This is a genomic window from Akkermansia sp. UBA7090, from assembly GCF_002493465.1.
Taxonomy (GTDB): domain Bacteria; phylum Verrucomicrobiota; class Verrucomicrobiia; order Verrucomicrobiales; family Akkermansiaceae; genus Akkermansia; species Akkermansia muciniphila_A.
In genome coordinates, this window is record NZ_DKYW01000009.1 from 302,260 (window position 1) to 322,187 (window position 19,928).

The following is a 19,928-nucleotide window of genomic DNA, read 5'->3' on the forward strand; positions in this document are numbered from 1 at the left end:
AGGAAAAAGGATCCCGGGAATCCGAAATGGAGTTCTGGAAGGAGCGGGGAAAATGGCACGGATAAAATATTTAGGAAAAGATGAATAAAAGACTTGTCATGATATAAAATCACGTTATATTGGCCGTCCCCAAACGTGCCGAAAGGCACAAGAAATACGTTTTCTATCGGGTTTGCCTCCGGAAAAAAGGCGCGCTTCCTGCTTATAAAAAGGAATGTTCGCCTTGAATATCGGATCAGACCGACGAACCACAACCAAAGCAGGAAAACATGCCGACCATTAATCAGCTCGTCCGCAAGGGACGTATTACTCCGGAAGAGAAGTCCAAATCACGTGCTCTTCATAGCTGTCCGCAACGCCGCGGTGTTTGTCTCCAGGTGATGACCCGTACGCCCAAAAAGCCGAACTCGGCTCTCCGTAAAGTGGCTAAAGTCCGTCTTACCAATGGTGAAGAAGTGATCGCCTACATTGGCGGCGAAGGTCATAACCTTCAGGAACACTCCATCGTGCTTGTTCGCGGCGGTCGTGTGAAGGACTTGCCGGGTGTTCGCTACCATATCGTCCGCGGCGCTCTTGACTGCCTCGGTGTTGACAAGCGCCGTCAGGGCCGCTCCAAGTATGGCGCCAAGCGTCCGAAGGCTGCTGCCAAGTAAACCAAACATCTTACCTACTATATATTATGGCTCGCCGTAAACGCGTTTATAGAAAAATCGAACGTCGTGACCCCCGTTACGACAGCGCTCTTGTTGGTAAACTGATCAGCAAGGTTATGCTGGATGGCAAGCGCTCCCTTGCGGAACGCATTGTTTATGCCGCTATTGACATGGCTAATGAAGGCACGGACAGCATTGATCCTCTGGAAGTGATCACCCGCGCTATTGAAAATGCCAAGCCCCGTGTGGAAGTGAAGAGCCGCCGCGTCGGTGGCGCTACTTACCAGGTGCCGCTTGAAGTGGATCCGGCCCGTTCCGAATCCCTGGCCATGCGCTGGATTGTGAACTATGCCCGCAACCGCAAAGGGGTGCCGATGCACAAGGCTCTCGCCAACGAAATCAAGGAAGCCGCCAACAATCAGGGTTCTTCCGTTCGCAAGCGCGACGACGTTCATAAAATGGCTCAGGCCAACCGCGCCTTTGCTCATTTCCGCTGGTAATTCCTTCCGCGACTGTCAGCCGAATCATTCACTTTCGATCACTACAGATACTTTCCAGACACTATGTCCGATCACGTAAATAATCCCAATCGCAAGGCTCCCCTTGAGCGTTACCGCAATATCGGTATTTCCGCTCACATTGACGCCGGCAAAACCACGTTGTCCGAGCGTATTCTTTTCTACACCGGCATGATTCACAAGATTGGTGAAACCCACGACGGTTCCACCACGACCGACTGGATGGAGCAGGAACGCGAACGCGGTATCACCATTACCTCCGCTGCTGTCACCACCAACTGGAAGCAGGTGAAGAATGAAGGTATCAGCAAAGTGTTCGAAGGCGAAAATTTCCAGCTGAACATTATCGACACTCCCGGACACGTTGACTTCACCGCTGAAGTGGAACGTTCCCTTCGCGTGCTTGACGGCGCCATCGTGGTGTTCTGCGGCGTGGCCGGCGTTCAGCCCCAGACGGAAACCGTGTGGCGTCAGGCCACCAAGTACAGCGTGCCCCGCATGTGCTTCGTCAACAAGATGGACCGTACCGGCGCCAACTTCAACAATGTGCTGGACGATATCCACAACAAACTGGGCGCGAATGCCGCTGCCATTCTGATTCCCATCGGCGCTGAAGACCAGCTCCGCGGTCAGATCGACGTGGTGAACCAGAAGGCCGTCATTTACGCCGACAACGACCGCCTGGGCTCCACCTACACGATTGAGGATATTCCCGACGAACTCAAGGAAGAAGCCGAACTGGCCTACCATGAACTCGTGAGCCGTGTGGCCGACGTGGACGATGAGCTTGCCGAAAAGGTGCTCATGGAAGAACCCTTCACTCCCAAAGAGCTCAAGGAAGCTATCCGTCGCGCCACCATCGCCAACAAATTTGTGCCCGTTGCCGGTGGTTCCGCTTTCAAAAACAAAGGCGTCCAATTCCTGCTTGACGCTGTGGTGGATTACCTTCCCTCTCCGGTAGAAACCGTTCCCGCCCATGCGGAAAGCACGCTGGATCCGGAAAAGACCTTCGAAATCACCGCTACGGACGACGCCAAGCCCATGGTGCTGGCGTTCAAGCTCTGGGCTGACAAATTCGTCGGCAAGCTGGTGTTCATCCGCGTGTACTCCGGTGTTCTCAAGAAGGGTGACACTGTGTACAATCCCCGCACCCGCAAGACGGAACGCGTGGGCCGTATTATCCAGATTCAAGCTGACCAGCATACGGATATTGATGCCGTGTACTCCGGTGACATTGCCGCCATCGTGGGGCTGCGCAACGTGACCACGGGCGACACCATCACCAGCCCGGACAATGATATCTGCCTGGAACCCCCCACCTTCCCGGAAACCGTTATTTCCATGGCGGTAGAACCCAAGACCAAGGCTGACCAGGAAAAAATGTCCAATGCTCTGGGCCGTCTGTCTGAAGAAGACCCGACTTTCCGGGTGAAGACTGATGAAGAAACCGGCCAGACCCTGATTTCCGGCATGGGTGAGCTTCACCTGGAAATCATTATTGACCGCCTGATGCGCGAATTCAAGGTGGAAGCCGACATCGGCAAGCCCCAGATTGCCTATCGCGAAACCATTACTGCCCCTGCCCATGGCGACGGCAAGCTGGTCAAGCAGTCCGGCGGCCGCGGCCAATACGGCCACGTGGTCATCGATGTGAAGCCGAACGAACGCGGCAAGGGGCTTACCATTGAAAACAAGATCGTAGGCGGCGCCATTCCCAAGGAATACATGAACGCCGTTTATGCCGGCCTTAATGAAGCCATGACCACGGGCGTCGTCGCCGGTTATCCGGTGGTGGACGTGCACGTTGAAGTGGTGGACGGTTCCTACCACGAAGTGGACTCCAATGAAAACGCTTTCAAGATGGCTGCCATCTTCGCCATGAAGGACGCTTTCAAGAAAGCCAAGCCGATCATGCTGGAACCCATCATGTCCGTTGAAGCTTCCACCCCGACCGATTACCAGGGCGACATCATGGGCGACCTGAACCGCCGCCGCGGCCAGATCAGCAACATGGAAAACAAGGCCAATGCCTGCATTTTGAAGGCCATGGTCCCCTTGTCCGAAATGTTCGGTTATTCCACCGCCATCCGAACCCTTTCCAGTGGCCGCGCTTCCTATTCCATGGAGCCCTCCCACTTTGAACAGGTGCCCCAGAACCTCGTTGACCAGATTGTCAGCGAGAAGGCTAAATAAACAAACCTTTGAAGTATAACCAATAGACCGCACGTCCATGCAAAGTCCAAAAATCCGCATTCGACTCCGCGCATTTGACTACCGCGCTATCGACCGCTCCTCCCAGGAGATCGTTGAAACCGCCAAGCGCACCGGAGCCAAAGTTCACGGCCCAATTCCGTTGCCGACCCGCATTGAAAAGTTTTCTGTGAACCGCTCCGTTCACGTCAACAAAAAATCGGCCGAACAGTTTGAAATCCGCACCCACAAGCGTCTGCTCGACATCGTCGATCCGACCGCGCGCACGATTGATGAGCTCAAGAAGCTTAATCTTCCGGCCGGGGTGGACATCACGATCCGCATCTAGTTTGGCACCCGGATAAGTAATTAAAAAACAGAAAGACACACTACAATGGCTCTAGGACTTATCGGAAAAAAGGTCGGCATGACCCGTCTGTTTGACCAGGAATCCGGCGCTATGGTGCCCGTGACCGTCATTGACGTCAAAGGCAACACCTTCGCTCAGATTAAAACGGAAGAGAAGGACGGCTACAATGCTATCCAGGTCGCCTTTGATGCGCAGAAGGAAAGCCGCGTGGCCAAGCCTCAGGCCGGCCACTTCAAGAAACTGGGCATCCAGCCTACCAAACTTCTCAAGGAATTCCGCGTAGAAGCATCCGAACTGCCTGCTGAAGGCGCTGAAGATCCCGGCGTGGATCTTTTTTCCGCCGGACAGTGGGTTGATGTGATCGGCACTTCCAAAGGCAAGGGGTTCCAGGGCGCGATGCGCCGTCACAACTTCCACGGTTCTCCCGCCGCCCACGGTTCCATGATGCACCGCCGTACCGGCGGCGTAGGCGGCTGTTCCACACCCGGCCGCGTCTGGAAGAACCAGAAGATGCCCGGACAGATGGGCAATGCCAAGCGCACGGTGCAGAACCTTAAGGTCGTCGCTGTTCGTCCGGAAGATAATGTCATTCTTATCTCCGGCGCTGTGCCCGGCGCGCGCGGTTCCTACCTCGTGATTCGCCCCGCCAAGAAGAAGTAAGGCTTTAGTTAACCTCACATTGATTATAGGAAAACCTATCTATGTCCGCAAATACCTTTACATTAGAAGCCGCCGCCGCCGCCAACATTCAGGTTGTAGGCAGTGACAAGGGCTCCCAGGCTGTGCATGACCTGATCATGGCTTACCAGGCGAACCGCCGCACCGGTTCCGCCAATTCCAAGACCCGCGCAGAAGTCAGCGGCAATAACAAGAAGATCTTCCGTCAGAAGGGCACCGGTAATGCCCGTCACGGCGATAAGCGCGCTCCCATCTTTGTGGGCGGCGGCGTGGTCTTCGGTCCCCGTCCCTGCGACTACAGCAAGAAGGTGAACAAGAGCACCCGACGCCTGGCTCTGCGCCGCGTTCTGGGGGACCTGATTGCCGCTTCCAAGGTCAGCACCGTTTCCGAATTCTCCGTGGCTGACGGCAAGACCAAATCTTTCATCAAAGCCGTCAAAGACCTGACGGACGCCAAGAAGGTGCTCATTGTGGCAGCTTCCTTTGACGAAACCACTTACCGTTCCGCCCGCAACGTTCAGGAAGTCCTCCTGATGACCGCCGCGGAAGTGAACATTGAACAGCTCATGAATGCTGATGCAGTGATCCTCGTTGACAACGCTTTAGAAACCCTCGCCAGCCGTACTGCTTAAGAAGCCATGAAAGACATTTACCAAGTCATCAAGAAGGTGCGCATCAGCGAAAAGGCCACCATGCTCCAGGAAACTACCGGCGAGCTGGTCTTTGAAGTTGATCGTGACGCCAACAAAATCGAAATCAAAAAGGCTGTCGAAGTCGCTTTCGGCAAGAAGGTCGCATCCGTGCGTACCGCCAACTATGACGGCAAACTCAAGCGCCAGCGCCGCTCTGATGCAGGTCGCACCGCTCATTGGAAAAAGGCTTACGTCAAGCTTGCCAACGGTGAAACCCTTGATCTCGTTTAACGCCCCCTACTAGGAAGGAAAGCTATCATGTCCCTTAAGTCATTCAAGCCAGTTACTCCCTCTAACCGTTACAAGGTGTGGCCGTCCTTTGACGAAATCACTACCTCTACCCCGGAAAAGAGTCTCTGCAGACCCCTCAAGAAATCCGGCGGCCGCAACAACAACGGCCGCATCACTACCCGCCACATTGGCGGTGGTCATAAGCGCAAATACCGTCTGGTGGACTTCAAGCGCAACAAGTTTGACGTGCCCGCTACCGTTCTTACGATCGAATACGATCCCAACCGCACCTGCCGCATTGCTCTGATTGAGTACAAGGATGGTGAAAAATCCTACATTCTGGCCCCCACGGGGCTGCAGGTGGGCATGAAGGTGGAAAGCGGCCAGAAGGTTGCTCCCAAGGTAGGCAATGCCATGCCCTTGAAGAACGTTCCTCTGGGTACTTCCGTTCACAACATTGAAATTCGTCCGGGTTCCGGCGGCAAGGTTGCCCGCGCTGCCGGCCAGCAGGCCATCGTTTCCAACCGTGAAGCAGGCTACGCGCTGATCAAGATGCCTTCCGGTGAAATCCGCCGTTTCAATGAAGATTGCTACTGCACGATCGGTCAGGTGGGCAATACCCAGCACATGAATGAAATGTCCGGCAAGGCCGGTCGTACCCGCTGGATGGGTGTTCGTCCTACCGTGCGCGGTATGACGATGAACCCCGTCGACCACCCGAACGGTGGTGGTGAAGGCAAATCCAAGTCCGGTGGCGGTCGCCAGCACCTCAAATCTCCGTGGGGCCACGTCAAGGGCCAGAAGACCCGCCGTCTCCGCAAGCCCAGCGACTCCGTCATCGTACAGCGCCGCAATGCCAAGTAATCAATATATTATAACTTTAACTAGGATTATATAACATGGGACGTTCTCTCAAAAAAGGCCCTTTTGTCAGCCAAAAGCTTCTCGCCAAGATCGACGCTCAGCTTGAATCCGGCGACCGCAAGCCGATCAAGACCTGGAGCCGCGCATCCATGATTACGCCTGACTTCGTCGGCCTGACTTTCCTGGTGCACGCCGGCAAGAACTTTGCCACCGTGTACGTCACGGAAAACATGGTAGGCCACAAGCTTGGTGAATTTGCTCCGACTCGTGTCTTCAAACAGCACGGCGGTATCGGTAAGAAGTAATCAGTAAGTTAACAATCAACATGTCGAATTCTTCTTCCATCCTTGCATACTCTCTTACCACCCTTGTAGGGCTGGGCGGGGTGTTGCAGGGAGCGGAAGAGGATACGGCGGCACTGACGCGCAGAATCGAGCGCCTCGAAAAGCAGAATGCGGCCCTCAAGGCATCTTATGCCCAGGCCCGCAGCGACGCCGACAAGGCGGCCGCACAGCTGGTGGAGATCCGTTCCAGGCTGGAAGCTTTGGGGGGCGCTGCGCTAGGTAACAGCGAGGAACGCCTGATTCAGGCGATGGCGGACATCGAAGCCTTTAATGACCGCATTCAGCGGCTGGAGCAGGCGTCCGTCAAGCTCTCCGGAGCCATCCTTGCCTACATGAAACAAGCCATATCCGAAGATGCGAACGCCAGGACGGCTGTGGAGAGTTCTCTGCGCCTGCTGGAATCCGTTCTGGGATACAGGCAACAGCCCGTGCGAGATGGCGCGGGAACCCTGGCGGAAGCCAAGGTGCTCAGCATTGATTCCGAATCCGGAGTGGTGGTGCTGAATACCGGCAGAACGGCAGGAATGCAAGTCGGGATGCCGGTTCGGTTAACCCGGGGAGCTCAAACCATCGGAGAAGCCGTAGTCACGGACGTCCGCAAGGAAGTATGTGGCGCGCTTGTTCAGAAGCTTGAGACGCCTGCCGATCCGGTGCGCGTCGGAGATTCTGCCTCAGTAAAAACCAACGACTAAATCATCTTCATAATAACCTGCACTACGAGGAAAAACCCATGGAAGTGAAAGCTGTTTACAAATACGCCCGCATCTCCGCCAAGAAGATGCGCGATGTTGCTCAAGAAATCCAAGGCTTGTCCGTCTCCCAGGCGACCGACATCCTGTCCTACACCCCCAAGAAGGGTGCCTACCTGCTGAATAAGACGCTCAAGTCCGCGCTGGCCAACGCCGAAAATAATGCGGAACTGTCCGTTGATACGCTGGTGGTCAAGTCCGTCATGGTCGATGAGGGCCCCACGATGCGCCGCACGATGCCCCGCGCCCGCGGATCCGCCAACATGATCCGCAAGCGCACATCCCATATCACCGTTATCCTGGCCGATCAAGAAGGCTAGGCCATACCAATCTAACACACATATAGCTGAACTAATATCATGGGTCAGAAAGTAAATCCAATCGGGTTCCGCCTCGCCGTCAACAAGGACTGGCGCTCCAAGTGGTACGCCACGGGCCAGGATTACGCCACCAAGCTGCATGAAGACTTGGTGATGCGCAAGTACATCAAGGAACAGTTGATGTCCGCCGCCGTTTCCAGCATCGTGATTGAACGCGCCTGGAACAGTGTCCGTATCACCGTCCACACTGCCCGTCCGGGTCTTGTCATTGGCCGCAAGGGTGAGGAAATTGAAAAGATCCGCCAGTATCTCCAGGGCCTGTGCGGCGCTTCCACCCAGGTCAACATTGACATTGTGGAAATCCGCTCCCCTGAAACGGACGCCCAGCTTATTGCAGAGAACGTGGCTGTCCAGCTGGAACGCCGCGTTTCCTTCCGCCGCGCCATGAAGCGCGCCGTGCAGGTTGCCATGGAACGCGGGGCCGACGGCATCCGCATCCGTTGCGCCGGCCGTCTTGGCGGGGCTGACATTGCCCGTGCCGAATGGTACCGCGAAGGCAAGGTGCCGTTGCAGACGCTCCGCACTCCGATTGACTACGGTTTCGCCGAAGCCCGTACCCTGTACGGCATCATCGGTGTGAAGTGCTGGGTCAACAAGCGCGATGAAGTCGTCTCCCAGCAGAATTCCCGTCCGTCCGGCCCCCGCGGACCCCGTCGTCCGCGCGCCTGAGAAAGCCGCTACCACATTTGTTCATCACACTTAACACAAGGAGGAATAAGATATGCCTTTAATGCCCAAGAGAGTGAAGCACCGCAAGATGCACCGCGGCAGCCGTTCCGGCAATGCCACCAGCGGTACCTATGTTGCTTTTGGTGACTTCGGCCTTCAGGTGCTCGACCGTGGTTGGATCACCAACAACCAGATTGAAGCCTGCCGTATTGCGATCAACCGTTACCTGAAACGTAAAGGTAAGGTGTTCATCCGCATTTTCCCGCAGAAATCCTTTACGTCCCGTCCCCCGGATACCCGTATGGGTAAGGGTAAGGGCGCTGTGGAAGGCTGGGTAGCCGTTGTCCGTCCCGGCAACATTCTGTTTGAAGTAGGCGGCGTGACCGAATCTCAGGCGCGTGAGGCCCTTCGGCTGGCTTCCAACAAGCTGGGCGTATCAACCCGCTTCGTCTATCGTCAAGGCGTTCAACACTAAAGCTACTCATCACCATGTCCGATAAGAACTCCGCCAAAGAACTTCGTGCTATGTCCGCCAAGGAGCTTTCCGCTCTGGTGCGCAGCCTTCGTGAAGAACTTTTCAATCTCCGCCTCCAGCAGGCTACCGGTCAGCTGGAAAACAACCAGAGAATCCGCACCGTCCGCAAGGACCTTGCCCGCGCCCTTACCATTCAGGGCGAAACCGGGGAGGTTTAATTGAGGATTTCCGGTAATTACAGAATATTCTAACACTTTTAGAATCCAATGTCCGAACAAACCGAAACAACCAAGAAGCCCGGCCTTCGCAAGACGCGCGTCGGCGTGGTGACTTCCACCAAGATGGACAAGACCATCGTTGTGGAGTACGTCGCCCGCGTTCCGCACCCCAAGTTCAAGAAGATCGTCAAGAAGAGCAAGAAGTTCTATGCCCACGACGAGAATTCCACGGCCAAGGTAGGCGATAAGGTACGTATCGTTGAAACCCGCCCGCTTTCCAAGCTGAAGTGCTGGGAACTGGTGGAAGTGCTTACCCATTAATCAGGAATCAACCATTAAGTAAAGGAGATTTGATACCATGATCCAGATGGAATCCCTAGTCCAGGTAGCCGACAATACCGGCGCCCGCTCCGCCAAGATGATTGGCGTTATCGGCAAGCGCACCCGTCAGGCTCACATTGGCGACATTATTACCTGCCACATCCGCGAATCCATTCCCACCGCTTCCGTGAAGAAAGGAACCGTGGTGAAGGCCGTGGTAGTACGCACCGCCGCCCCGATCCGCCGTGATGACGGTTCCGTGCTTCGTTTTGACGGCAATGCCGTCGTCATCATCGACAAGGATAACAACCCGCGCGGCACCCGTATTTTCGGGCCAGTCGCTCGTGAACTCCGTGAAAAGAAGTTCATGAAGATTGTTTCCCTTGCTCCGGAAGTGCTCTAATCGAAACGCCTCAGGATTTTAAACGCCGTCCTCTGAAAGGGAGGACGGCGTTTTTTATTGTCTGCATTTTGCTGATCAATTTGCATTGCAGTGTGGTTCCCATATAGGGAGAAGGTTGTCGGAACACATTCCTTGCCTGGCGTACGAGAAGAGGAAGGAGACGTTTTTATTCGGAAGATCCGGGGAAGCGGCCTTATAGCCGTATTTTTCCTGGCTGGCGTTGGGGCGGTTCCTGTTGGTGGATTTTTATAGAATAAGTTACCGGAAGGGGGGTAGGCTTTGCCGGAAGCCGTTCCCTGGAACCAGGAGAAGCAGGAAGGGGCTTTCTGTTCTGTCAAAACGCGGATTTGAAGTGAGGGAACAGGGGAAATAATGGAAGGAAGGACAGACGAGGAATCTTCTTCCAAATGCCTGGCAAGGGGAAAAGAGAAGGCAAGAAACCGGGAACCCGGGAAGTCTGGCGCAGGAGCTAAGGCTTCGTTAATGCCTGTGCTGTTCAGTTCGGCATTTTCCCAGCTGCTGGGAGGAACCGCAGGCCGGGCAACGGAACCAGCGGAAGAGGAATATATGCAGCGCCGTGGCAAATACGTAGCCGAACAGGGGAATGTGGTGGGCCGCCTTATTGCGGGTGTATTTTTTAAAGGAAAAGACATGAGCCCTGCACACGCTGCATTTCCGGGGAAGCGCCAGGGAGAGATAGAGAATCATCGCCAGAATCCAGGGGCCGAAGCAGAGGCTGATTAATGGCCAGCCTCGTTCTCCATTGAGAAGCACAAGGGTGGTGACCGAAATGGAGAAGAGGATGCAGACGAACAGGAGCAGGACGGTAACGGCTCCCATCCATGTCCGGAAGGAGGTCATGTGCTTGATGCCCTTTTTGCGAAGGTAGGTTTTCGGCTTCTTGAGGGTGTGAACATGTTTTGCGGGATGGTAGCAGTGTTCTTCCTGCAGCCTGGCCTTGGCGGAGAGATGTTTTGGCGGACCGTCCGTATGGGAACGTCCCCGTTCCTTTCTGTTTTCTGAAGAATCAGTAACCGGAGGGTCAACGGGCGTGGCAAGGGGGAGGGCGTCTTCCTCATGGGAGGGAAGAAGGTCCGGTTCCGGCGCCGTGGGAGCGGAAAGAGCCTGATTTACCCATTCCCTGAAAACGGGAGCGGAAGGAATTTCCGTTTGCAGTTTCAACATCCGTTTTGCCTGGTGGAGTTCAGGCAAAACGGTGGAGGGGTCCGCGGAAGCGAATTGTTCAAGAGTGCGTATGCCCACCGCTTCAAGCAATTCAATGAATTGCTCGCGGCCGGCAAAGTACTTTTGAATATTATTCATTCCCGGAATGATAGATGGTTAGGAAAGGGAATCAAGCATCCCTTTTAACTGGGATTGTTTTGCTTCCCAGTCCGCCAGACGGGCTTTTTCCTGGTTCACGACTTCCGCCGGAGCTCTTTCCACAAAGCCTGCATTACCCAGCTTGGCCGCGGATTTGGCTATTTCCCTGGCTATTTTGTCCAGTTCCCTGCCCAGGCGTTCTTTTTCCGCTTCCACGTCAATAAGGCCTTCCAGAGGCAGGAAGAGTTCCCCAAGCGGCGTGAGGGCTGCCGGCGTTCCTTTGGGAGAGGAGTAGGCCGCGTCCCGGATGACGGATTTGGCGTTCGCCAGAATGGCCAGGCGGGAGAGAAGGTCCTGGGGAACGTCGTGGGGAGTTTTCAGGATGAAGCTGACGTTTTTATTGTTGGAAAGGTCGTATTCCGCTTTCAGGTTGCGGGCCTTGTTGGCCGTTTCATAAAGAGCCGCGGCCTGGGTATTCGCCAGGGTGATGCGGCTTTCATCAAGTCCCGCCAGAAGGTTTTCGGCAGAGGGGAGGGGAGTGCGCATGAGCGGCAGGCCGCCGTTGCCTTCCGCAAAGCCCAGGGAGGCCCAGAGTTCTTCCGTGATATGAGGCATGACCGGATGCAGAAGGGCCAGGTAGTGCCTGAGCACCGTGTCCATGGTGGTGAGCGTGGCCGCCCGCGCCGCAGGGTCCGCCCCGTCCTTCAGGTCACCTTTGACAGCTTCCAGGAAGCGGTCGCAGTATTCGTTCCAGAAGAATTGGTACAGGGTCTGGATGAGGGCGTTGAATTCGTAGTCCGCCAGAGCTTTTTCTACATCTGCATGCAGTTGCTTGAGCTTGGAGATGATGGAAATATGCACGGACGAATAGTGCGGGGCCGTTCCTCCCCTGGCGTCTCCCTGCATCAGCCGGAAGCGCGTGGCATTGTACAGTTTGTTGGCAAAGTTGCGGCCTTCGCTGATCTGGTTTTCGTCAAAGCGCACATCCGTTCCCGTGGGGGCGATACGCATGAGGCCAAAGCGGAGGCCGTCTGCTCCGTAGTTGGCGATCAGGTCCAGCGGATCCGGGGAGTTGCCCAGGGATTTGCTCATTTTACGCCCGATTTTGTCACGGATGATAGACGTGAAAAAGACGTTGCTGAATGGTTTGTTATGCTGGAAGCGGTATCCGGCCATGATCATGCGCGCCACCCAGAAGAAGATGATGTCCGGTCCCGTGACAAGATCCGTAGTGGGATAGAATTTGGCGCGGGTCTCTTCATCCATGGTGGAGAAAGGCCACAGCCAGGAGGAGAACCATGTGTCCATTACGTCGTTGTCCTGAATCCAGTTGTCCGGGTCCTGAGGCGGTTCGGTTCCCACGTAGAGGAAGCCCTGTTCCAGTGCGGAGGCGTCCAGCGCCGGGGCGTTCTTGAGTTCTTCCGCCTTGTCTTTGCGGTACCAGACGGGGATGCGATGGCCCCACCAGAGTTGGCGGGAGATGCACCAGTCCTGGATGTTTTCCAGCCAGTGGGCGTAGGTTTTCGCCCAGCGCGCGGGGCGAAAAGTGATATCCCCTTCCGCTACGGCGTCCGCAGCTTCTTTCACGCAGGGGTATTTGAGGAACCACTGCATGGAGAGGCGCGGTTCAATCGGGACATTGGCGCGTTCGGAGAACCCGACTTTGTTATCATAGTCTTCAATGTTGACCATGAGTCCGGAGGCTTCCAGCATTTCCACGGATTTACGACGCGCGTCAAAGCGGTCCATGCCGTGAAGTTCGGGCACTTCCGGGCAGTTGATATGACCGTCGGGGGTAAGGATGTCGATAATTTCCAAGTTGAATTTCCTGCCTATTTCAAAGTCGGCCTTGTCATGGGCCGGAGTGATTTTCAGAGCGCCCGTGCCGAATTCTATTTCTACATATTCATCTCCGATGATAGGAATGGGGGTGGGGTTGAGCGGACGCATGACGTTTTTCCCGATGAGGTGGGCGTACCGCGGATCCTTCGGGTTGACGGCCACAGCCACGTCCGCCATGATGGTTTCCGGGCGGGTAGTGGCTACATGGAGGGCGCCGGAGCCGTCTTCCAGTTTGTAAAGAACGGTGTAGAGCTTGCTTTTTTGCTCAGTCATGATGACTTCTTCATCGGAGAGGGCCGTGAGGGATACGGGACACCAGTTGACCATGCGGCGCCCCCGGTAGATGAGCCCTTCCTTAAAGAGTTCAATGAAGACCTGTCCGACGGCTTTGGTGTATTCCTCATCCATCGTGAAGCGTTCGCGGTCCCAGTCGCAGGAGCAACCCAGCTTGTGGAGCTGGTTGATGATGATGCCTCCGTGTTTTTCTTTCCATTCCCAGACTTTTTCCAGGAAGGCTTCACGGCCCAGATCATGACGGCTCTGGCCCGTTGTCTGTTTGAGGTCTTTTTCCACCCTTACCTGCGTGGCGATGCCGGCATGGTCTGTGCCGGGCAGCCAGAGGGCTTCATATCCTTTCTGGCGCGCGCGGCGTACCAGGATGTCCTGGATGGTGTTGTTCAGCACATGGCCCAGATGCAGCACTCCCGTGACGTTGGGGGGAGGGATGACGACAGAGTAGGCAGGCTTTTCAGAAGCCGGGTCAGCCTTGAAACAACCTTCTTCAATCCAGCGGGATTGCCATTTTTCTTCCACCAGGGAGGGATCATATGCTTTGGGCAGATCAGACATGGGCAAAAGGGTAGCATAAAGTTTTTTTCTTTCAATCCCTACCTGTCCGGGAGAGAGGGGAAAGATGTCTCTTTTCCCCCGGAATAATGTGATGAAAAAGCCGCCGGGTTCCTGTTGGATCCCGGCGGCCGGAACGGAGAGTTTTCCGGTTTGTTATTTGACCGTCACAGTGGTCTGAGCCGGCTTGAGGCCGTTGGAGATGACTTGGAGCGTCACTTTTCCAGATTCTCCCTTACGGGAGCGCAGAACGACCTGGGCAAGGCCGTTGAAGGCCTTGATTTTCATGATTTTCCTGTTTTCCGGATTCGCCATGGTGGTGAAGTCCGTGGGATCGCCGTTGCAGATGCCGGCGATGTCCGCGGGGCCGCTTACCTTGAAGGTGAGCTGGTTTTTGCTCCGGGGCACCATACGGCCCTGGGCATCGCGGACGGCTACGGTGACATAGGACAGGTCATATCCGTCCCCCTTGATTTCGTTGCGGTCCGGCTTGAGGGTGAGCGCCGCAGGTTTTCCGGTAGTGGTTACCGTGTCCGTAGCCCAGATTTTACCGTCCTTTTTGGCGACTACTTTGAGGGTGCCGGGCGTGTATTTGACGTCTTCCCACACGAGGCGGTAACGGTCTTTTTCCCCAGTGCCCTTTTTGCGGACGCCCAGGGATTTCCCGTTCAGGAAGAGTTCCGCTTCATCCCCGCTGGTGTAAACATGCACGGGCGTTACCTGTCCCTTGCGTTCCGGCCAGTTCCAGTGCGGCAGGATGTGCGCCATCTTGACATCCGGTCTCCAGTGGGCCTGGTAGATGTAGAAGCGGTCCTTTTTGAAGCCGCACAGGTCCACGATGCCGAAGTAGGAGCTACGGGAGGGCGCGCGGTCTCCCAGTTTTTTGAGTTCCGCCATCAGCTTTTCACGTTCCGGCCCTTCTGGAACGTTCAGGGCGTTGGTGGCGTCCAGGTTGTACGGGGTGGGTTCTCCGATGTAGTCAAAGCCCGTCCATACATATTCTCCCGCGCTGTTGGGGTTGTCTTCCTGAGCGGCGAATTCCACATCCGGACGGTTGGCCCAGCCTGGGGCGTACAGGTCATAGGAACTGACCTGGTAGAGGTAAAATCCCTTGCCCTTGTTCCAGTCCACAGGGAAGAAGTATTCTCCGCGAGAGCTGACGCAGGATGCTGTTTCCGCACCATAGAACGGCTGGTGAGGGCGGTCCTTGGCGAAGCCTTTATAAGCCCAGGGCTTGTAGTTGTAACCGTAAACGTCCAGGGTGTCCCCAAAGCCGTTGCGTGCGGCATTGGCGTTGTTGCAGCCGGAGGTTACTTTGCGCGTGGGGTCTTCCCGGTGGAAAAGATCCGTCAGGGTCTGGGAGATATGGTGAAGATTCGTCATTCCCTGTTCCGGAACTTCATTTCCCGAACTCCACGCAATGACACTGGGGTGGTTGCGGTCCCGGTGGCAGAGGTTGACCACGTCCCGTTCATGCCATTCGTTGAAGGATTCGTTGTTGACGCCTTCTTTGGAGCATTGCCATACGTCGAAAAGCTCGTCAATGACCAGGATGCCCATTTTATCGCACAGATCCAGCACTTCCGGAGCGGGCGGGTTGTGGGATGTGCGGATGGAGTTGACGCCGAATTCCTTCAGGATTTCAATCTGGCGTTCATAGCCTCGCTTGTGGGCGGCGGAGCCGAGCGGTCCCAGGTCATGGTGCTGGCAAACGCCCTTGAGCTGCACGCGCTCCCCGTTAAGGTAGAATCCCGTGGGTTTCCATTCAACGGTTCTTACACCGAAGTTGGTGACTTTTTGGTCGATGATTTTGTCTCCCAGCCGGACCGTGGTTTTCATCTTGTACAGATGGGGCGCGTTGAGTGTCCACAGAGTGGGGTTTTTGAGCGTCAGCGTACTGGTGATTTTACCTTTTTCCCCGGCGGGAATTTCTTTCCCCTTGGCGGTTGTGGAGGCGACGATTTTACCGCCGTCCAGAATTTCTTCAGTAACAGTGGGGATGACGGCTTTGTCCGTAGTGTTTTTCACCGTGGTGTCCACTTCCACCTTGGCGGCGGATTTGGTGATTTCCGGAGTTTTGACGAAGACGCCCCAGTGTTCGATATGCACAGGATTGGATTCCGTGAGCCACACATGGCGGTAGATGCCGCCGCCCGGATACCAGCGGGAGGAGCTGGGCGGATTGTCCACTCTGACGGCAATGGTGTTTTTCTGCCCGAATTTCAGGAAGGGCGTGATGTCTACGCGGAAGGAGCTGTAGCCGTATTTCCATTCGCCGGCCAGATGCCCGTTCACATAGATTTTCGGGCGGGACATAACGCCGTCAAAGTCCAGGTAGAATTGGTTGCCCTTGGCATCCGCCGGGATTTCCAACGTCTTGCGGTACCAGCCAATGCCGACCCAGGGGAGTTTTCCTGTTCTGTTCTCAATTTCCATCCGGAAGGGGCCTTCCACGCCCCAATCGTGCGGCAGGTTCAAGGAACGCCAGTTTTTGTCGTTGAAAGAGGGGCTGGAGGGATTGTCCGCGTTGCCGGTTCCGGCGGCGGCCTGAGGACGGATAGTTTCTCCTTTGTCGTTTTTAAAGGTGATTTCACGGATGCTTGCCCAGTTGCTCTGGTTGTTGCCCGTGACGGTGATGCGGAAGTAACGCGGTTTGCCGGTTTTGTTTTCTACCGTGTCTTCCCTGGAGTCGTTTTGCCCGGAAGTTTTGTCTTCAATAGTCGTCCAGCGTTTCCCATCACCGGAGCCTTCCAGCTTGAAAAGATGGTTGCTTTGTTTTTCCCACAGGATGTTGACGGTTTTCACGTCTGCGGGGCGTCCCATGTCCACGGTGATTTTTTCTCCGCTTTTGCCGCTGTCGGCACACCAGCGGGTGGACTTGTCCCCGTCCACGGCATTGTCCGCCGGATTGCCGGATTCTTCACTGGTGGCAGTGGCGAAGCCCATGGCTTTTCCCGGTTCCGGTTGAGTACTGCCATCCGGCATTTTCCCGAAACGGGCGAATTTCCAGTTCCAATCCAGGCTCTCCGTTTTGGTCGCATCCAGAGGCGCCGCCATGAGGCCGGCGATGCTGAACGCAGTAATGCAGAGGGTCGTGCGTGTAATATTGGTGAACATATCTGTGATATTACGACTGGAAATCTGCGATCTTGCAAGATTTTTATTCAGCGGAATCCGGTTTCAGGCCGGATTCCGTCAACAGGGTTTCACGCGTCAGGCGGGATGACTTGCCGCAGCCGTCCAGTTATGTATGAAGGCGTCTTCCGGAGATATGGGCCAGCGGAAGATGCCCCGGTTATGAGAAGGAGAGCGGACGGAACGGCCGGCGGCCAGGGAAACGGGGGAATGAAAGAGAGAACGCCGGACCGGCCTTGCTGAATGGGCCGGTCCGGCAACGGGAGGAAGGAGAAAAAGTCAGATGTATATTTTGACGATGGCTTTTTTCCGGAGGCGTTCCACCCATTTTTTATAACGTTCATTGCTGCGTTTGTTGCGCGCCATGATGTCAATCTGCTCCTTGATGGCGGAGAGGGGGGGCGGAGGAGCCAGTTCTTTTTTCTCCACCAGCACGATGGTGAAGCCGGTGGAGTCCACCAGCGGCCCGATGATTTCGCCGGACTGTGCGCCAAAGATGATGGCCGCGGATTCCGGGGAGAGCGTGGAGCGTTCCGTAACGGGCCAGTCACCGCCTTTTTCCGCATATAGATCCTTGGAATAGCGTTTGGCCATTTCCTCAAAGGTGGCGTTTTTGGATTTGATTTCCTTGGCGATGAGTTCCGCCAGGTTAAGCTGTACTTCCGGCGTGGAGGCGGAGTCATCCCCCAGCATCGGGATGAAGATTTTCTTGAATTTGATTTTGTCTTTGGTCAGGTCCCGGTATTGTTCTTTGGTAGCCTCGTATTCCTGCTGTATTTCCTCCGGAGTAGGCGGTATTTCCTGGTCGTATTTGGAAGCCCGCATGATTTGAACCTGAAGCTGTTTTTTCGTCATTTCCCGGAAAGCGCGGATGGTCATGCCGGAGAGGTTCAAATTTTTCAGGAAGGCGGAGCGATCTCCGTTGAAAGTGGTCAGGATGGTGCGGTTGATTTCTTGGTCAATGAGTGAGTCTCTGATGACGCCGCCCATGCCTTCAAATTCGTTGCGGAGCAATTCTCTTTCCACCAGGTCTTCAATGATGTTTTTTTTCGCCAGGGCAAGTTGTTTGTAAAATTCGGGCCCCTGTTTGGGGTATTGGGCCGCGAGTTGCGCTCCGATGGGCATGAGCCGCACGCTGACTTCATTGGCTGTGATGGGACGGCCGTTGACTGTGGCGGCAATCCGGTTGACGATTCTCTGGGGTTGAACGCGGGAGGCCGGCGCTTCATTCGAGGAGATGCGCTTGGATTCGTCTGGCCGTACCGTTTCCCTGCCATCATCCCCGTGAAGCTGGACGGCCCGCGGAAGGGAGGCCCCTGAATCCACGATGCTTTGTCCCTGTGCGGACAGGGGCATGGTACAGATGAGAAGCGCCTGGATGTGGGTCCTGATATTCATGGGGGAGAGAAGAGTATTTTTAATGCTTCCGGCATGATAGGGGCCCGCCCCGCAAAGACAATCTATTTCTGGGTATGTATGGATGCCTCCCTGCATTGGGGGGATAGCGGTTCCCGCACTTTTACTGACTGTGGATGTGCTTGGTCATTGCTGTTTTTCCCTGTACAGTATGCGGCGATGCATGATTGCCGTTTATTGAGAGGATTGCTCCGTTCCTCCCGTCCGGCCAATATTCCCACGTTGTTTACCAATGCGGCGGCGGCGTGGGCTTCCGTCCGGGGGGCGGAGCTGCCGCCTCCCGCCCTGTATGCGGGCGTAGCGCTGATGGGGCTGTGCTTTTATTTGTATGGCATGTGGGAGAATGACCGTGTGGACGCCGGATGGGATGCCGCCCGTTATCCGGACCGCCCCGTTCCGTGCGGCGCGGTGAGCGTTTCCGTACTGAGGCTGTTGTCTTTGGCGGCCGGGTTGTCCGGTTTGTTGCTGAATATGGCGCTGGGCGGGGAGTTTGCCGTGGGGGCGTTGCTGCTGGTTGTGATTTCCCTGTATAATGTGTTCCATAAACTGTGGAGCGGCTCTATTGTTTTGATGGGGTTGTGCCGCGGTGTGTGGGCGCTGGCCGCCGGTCTGGCGTTTGCCCGTGCGGGGGGAGAGTCCGTTCTTCCTCCGGCGTTGTTGTGGTATGCTTTCGGTTTGTTTTTGTTTACCTGCGTGATTTCCGCCGCAGCACGGCGTGAGGCGAGCAGGCCCCGGGTTCAGACGGCCGTAGTGGCGCTGCTTTCCGGCATGTGCCTGTTTGATGCGGTATGGCTCCTGAGTTTCGGCTCCCTGCTGTGGGTTGGTGCCGTCTTATTATGGGCGGGAGCTCGGTTGCTGCAGAAGCTCGGCTGCCGGGCCACATAGGTTTGAGTTGAATTTACATGGGAAGTGTGCATGATCTAACGCGAAAAAGAGGGTTATGAATGAATTGATCATCAAGATAGGTCCGTTGTTCTGGGTTTTGAGCGTTCTTGCCGTTTACGCGCTGGCGGTTGTTGCGGAGCGGATTTTGTATTTTCACAGGATTCAGATTAATACTGGAGATTTTTTAAGAGGCATTTCCAAGCTGGTAAATGCCGGAAAGACGGATGAAGCCCGTCATGAGGCTTCCATTTTGCCGGAACCTGCGGCCCGAGTGGTTTCTTCCGTGCTGGCTCATGCCGGATTGAGGCGTGAAGAGCTCCGGACTGTGGCAGAGGATTCCGTGCAGATGGAGGTGTTTCAGATTGAAAAGAATATCCGCGGATTGCTGGTGGTGGCTACGGTGAGCCCGCTCGTCGGCGTGCTGGGGACGATTCAGGGGCTGGTGGGGTTTTATTCCCAGCCGGGTGTTCTGGAAGGGAAGGCGCCCACTCTCGCCATGTCGGATGCCGTTTACCAGGCACTGCTTAGTTCCGCGCTGGGGCTGAGCATTGCTATTCCCGCTTATTTGTTTTATTCCTACCTGGCTTCCCGCTCCCGCCAGATTGTACATTCCCTGGAACGGGCCGGTACGGAGGCCGTTTGCCTGGTGTGTGATGCCCGGCAAAGGCGCGAGGCCGGAGAGAGCATGAACGGCCGGGGCGTGTGAGTGCAACAGGGAAGGAGGAA

The 19,928-nt window shown here is 55.7% G+C and carries 22 protein-coding genes; 18 read left to right on the forward strand and 4 right to left on the reverse strand.

Features of this window, described 5'->3' with window-relative positions; all coding sequences use genetic code 11:
* The first annotated feature begins 269 nt into the window (after nucleotides 1-269).
* From rpsL to rplN, 16 genes are all read left to right on the forward strand, one after another.
* Nucleotides 270-653: a 30S ribosomal protein S12 gene (gene rpsL, locus B3075_RS04210; protein WP_012419365.1), complete on the forward strand. Its 384-nt coding sequence runs from the start codon at nucleotides 270-272 to the stop codon at nucleotides 651-653.
* A gap of 26 nt (nucleotides 654-679) precedes the next feature.
* Nucleotides 680-1,153, forward strand: a complete 474-nt coding sequence (rpsG, locus tag B3075_RS04215; protein WP_012419364.1) for a 30S ribosomal protein S7 — start codon at nucleotides 680-682, stop codon at nucleotides 1,151-1,153.
* A gap of 63 nt (nucleotides 1,154-1,216) precedes the next feature.
* The gene (gene fusA / locus B3075_RS04220; protein WP_094137487.1) at nucleotides 1,217-3,364 is read left to right on the forward strand and encodes an elongation factor G; all 2,148 of its coding nucleotides are present in this window, start codon (nucleotides 1,217-1,219) and stop codon (nucleotides 3,362-3,364) included.
* 37 nt (nucleotides 3,365-3,401) lie between these two features.
* Nucleotides 3,402-3,710 (forward strand): 30S ribosomal protein S10, encoded by a 309-nt coding sequence (rpsJ, locus tag B3075_RS04225; protein ID WP_012419362.1) that lies wholly within the window; start codon nucleotides 3,402-3,404, stop codon nucleotides 3,708-3,710.
* A gap of 45 nt (nucleotides 3,711-3,755) precedes the next feature.
* Complete coding sequence (rplC, locus tag B3075_RS04230) at nucleotides 3,756-4,391, forward strand: 50S ribosomal protein L3 (RefSeq protein WP_022198349.1); 636 nt, start codon at nucleotides 3,756-3,758, stop codon at nucleotides 4,389-4,391.
* A gap of 41 nt (nucleotides 4,392-4,432) precedes the next feature.
* Nucleotides 4,433-5,041, forward strand: coding sequence for a 50S ribosomal protein L4 (rplD, locus tag B3075_RS04235; RefSeq protein ID WP_290488457.1), 609 nt, complete (start codon nucleotides 4,433-4,435; stop codon nucleotides 5,039-5,041).
* Between the two features lie 6 nt (nucleotides 5,042-5,047).
* Nucleotides 5,048-5,332 (forward strand): 50S ribosomal protein L23, encoded by a 285-nt coding sequence (rplW, locus tag B3075_RS04240; protein WP_012419359.1) that lies wholly within the window; start codon nucleotides 5,048-5,050, stop codon nucleotides 5,330-5,332.
* Between the two features lie 27 nt (nucleotides 5,333-5,359).
* Nucleotides 5,360-6,196, forward strand: a complete 837-nt coding sequence (gene rplB, locus B3075_RS04245) for a 50S ribosomal protein L2 (RefSeq protein ID WP_012419358.1) — start codon at nucleotides 5,360-5,362, stop codon at nucleotides 6,194-6,196.
* Between the two features lie 35 nt (nucleotides 6,197-6,231).
* On the forward strand, nucleotides 6,232-6,501 hold the full coding sequence (gene rpsS / locus B3075_RS04250; RefSeq protein WP_012419357.1) for a 30S ribosomal protein S19: 270 nt from the start codon (nucleotides 6,232-6,234) through the stop codon (nucleotides 6,499-6,501).
* A 20-nt stretch (nucleotides 6,502-6,521) separates the two neighbouring features.
* A complete protein-coding gene (locus B3075_RS04255; protein WP_290488446.1) occupies nucleotides 6,522-7,232 on the forward strand; it encodes a hypothetical protein in 711 nt (236 codons plus the stop codon).
* 38 nt (nucleotides 7,233-7,270) lie between these two features.
* Entirely contained in the window at nucleotides 7,271-7,609 is a 339-nt protein-coding gene (gene rplV, locus B3075_RS04260; protein ID WP_012419355.1) for a 50S ribosomal protein L22, read from the forward strand.
* 39 nt (nucleotides 7,610-7,648) lie between these two features.
* The gene (gene rpsC / locus B3075_RS04265) at nucleotides 7,649-8,338 is read left to right on the forward strand and encodes a 30S ribosomal protein S3 (RefSeq protein ID WP_012419354.1); all 690 of its coding nucleotides are present in this window, start codon (nucleotides 7,649-7,651) and stop codon (nucleotides 8,336-8,338) included.
* Nucleotides 8,339-8,390: 52 nt separating this feature from the next.
* Nucleotides 8,391-8,813: a 50S ribosomal protein L16 gene (gene rplP, locus B3075_RS04270; protein WP_012419353.1), complete on the forward strand. Its 423-nt coding sequence runs from the start codon at nucleotides 8,391-8,393 to the stop codon at nucleotides 8,811-8,813.
* Nucleotides 8,814-8,827: 14 nt separating this feature from the next.
* Nucleotides 8,828-9,031 (forward strand): 50S ribosomal protein L29, encoded by a 204-nt coding sequence (gene rpmC / locus B3075_RS04275; protein ID WP_022198347.1) that lies wholly within the window; start codon nucleotides 8,828-8,830, stop codon nucleotides 9,029-9,031.
* A 48-nt stretch (nucleotides 9,032-9,079) separates the two neighbouring features.
* Nucleotides 9,080-9,352: a 30S ribosomal protein S17 gene (gene rpsQ, locus B3075_RS04280; protein ID WP_012419351.1), complete on the forward strand. Its 273-nt coding sequence runs from the start codon at nucleotides 9,080-9,082 to the stop codon at nucleotides 9,350-9,352.
* Nucleotides 9,353-9,389: 37 nt separating this feature from the next.
* Complete coding sequence (gene rplN / locus B3075_RS04285; RefSeq protein WP_012419350.1) at nucleotides 9,390-9,755, forward strand: 50S ribosomal protein L14; 366 nt, start codon at nucleotides 9,390-9,392, stop codon at nucleotides 9,753-9,755.
* Nucleotides 9,756-10,235: 480 nt separating this feature from the next.
* Here rplN and B3075_RS04290 read toward each other — a convergent pair whose 3' ends face one another.
* The 4 genes from B3075_RS04290 to B3075_RS04305 all read right to left on the reverse strand — a co-directional run bounded on the left by B3075_RS04290 (nucleotide 10,236) and on the right by B3075_RS04305 (nucleotide 18,299).
* Nucleotides 10,236-11,078 carry a DUF4332 domain-containing protein gene (locus B3075_RS04290; protein WP_290488440.1) on the reverse strand — a complete coding sequence of 281 codons (843 nt, stop codon included), beginning with the start codon at nucleotides 11,076-11,078 and terminating at the stop codon, nucleotides 10,236-10,238.
* An 18-nt stretch (nucleotides 11,079-11,096) separates the two neighbouring features.
* Nucleotides 11,097-13,769, reverse strand: coding sequence for a valine--tRNA ligase (locus B3075_RS04295; protein WP_290488438.1), 2,673 nt, complete (start codon nucleotides 13,767-13,769; stop codon nucleotides 11,097-11,099).
* 153 nt (nucleotides 13,770-13,922) lie between these two features.
* Nucleotides 13,923-16,883: a beta-galactosidase GalB gene (gene galB, locus B3075_RS04300; RefSeq protein WP_290488436.1), complete on the reverse strand. Its 2,961-nt coding sequence runs from the start codon at nucleotides 16,881-16,883 to the stop codon at nucleotides 13,923-13,925.
* Nucleotides 16,884-17,180: 297 nt separating this feature from the next.
* On the reverse strand, nucleotides 17,181-18,299 hold the full coding sequence (locus tag B3075_RS04305) for a peptidylprolyl isomerase (protein WP_290488434.1): 1,119 nt from the start codon (nucleotides 18,297-18,299) through the stop codon (nucleotides 17,181-17,183).
* A gap of 195 nt (nucleotides 18,300-18,494) precedes the next feature.
* Here B3075_RS04305 and B3075_RS04310 point away from each other — a divergent pair, with 195 nt between their 5' ends.
* Together B3075_RS04310 and B3075_RS04315 are read left to right on the forward strand one after the other, a co-directional pair.
* Nucleotides 18,495-19,202, forward strand: a complete 708-nt coding sequence (locus B3075_RS04310; protein ID WP_290488432.1) for a UbiA family prenyltransferase — start codon at nucleotides 18,495-18,497, stop codon at nucleotides 19,200-19,202.
* Between the two features lie 55 nt (nucleotides 19,203-19,257).
* On the forward strand, nucleotides 19,258-19,908 hold the full coding sequence (locus tag B3075_RS04315; RefSeq protein ID WP_290488431.1) for a MotA/TolQ/ExbB proton channel family protein: 651 nt from the start codon (nucleotides 19,258-19,260) through the stop codon (nucleotides 19,906-19,908).
* Nucleotides 19,909-19,928: the final 20 nt, after the last annotated feature.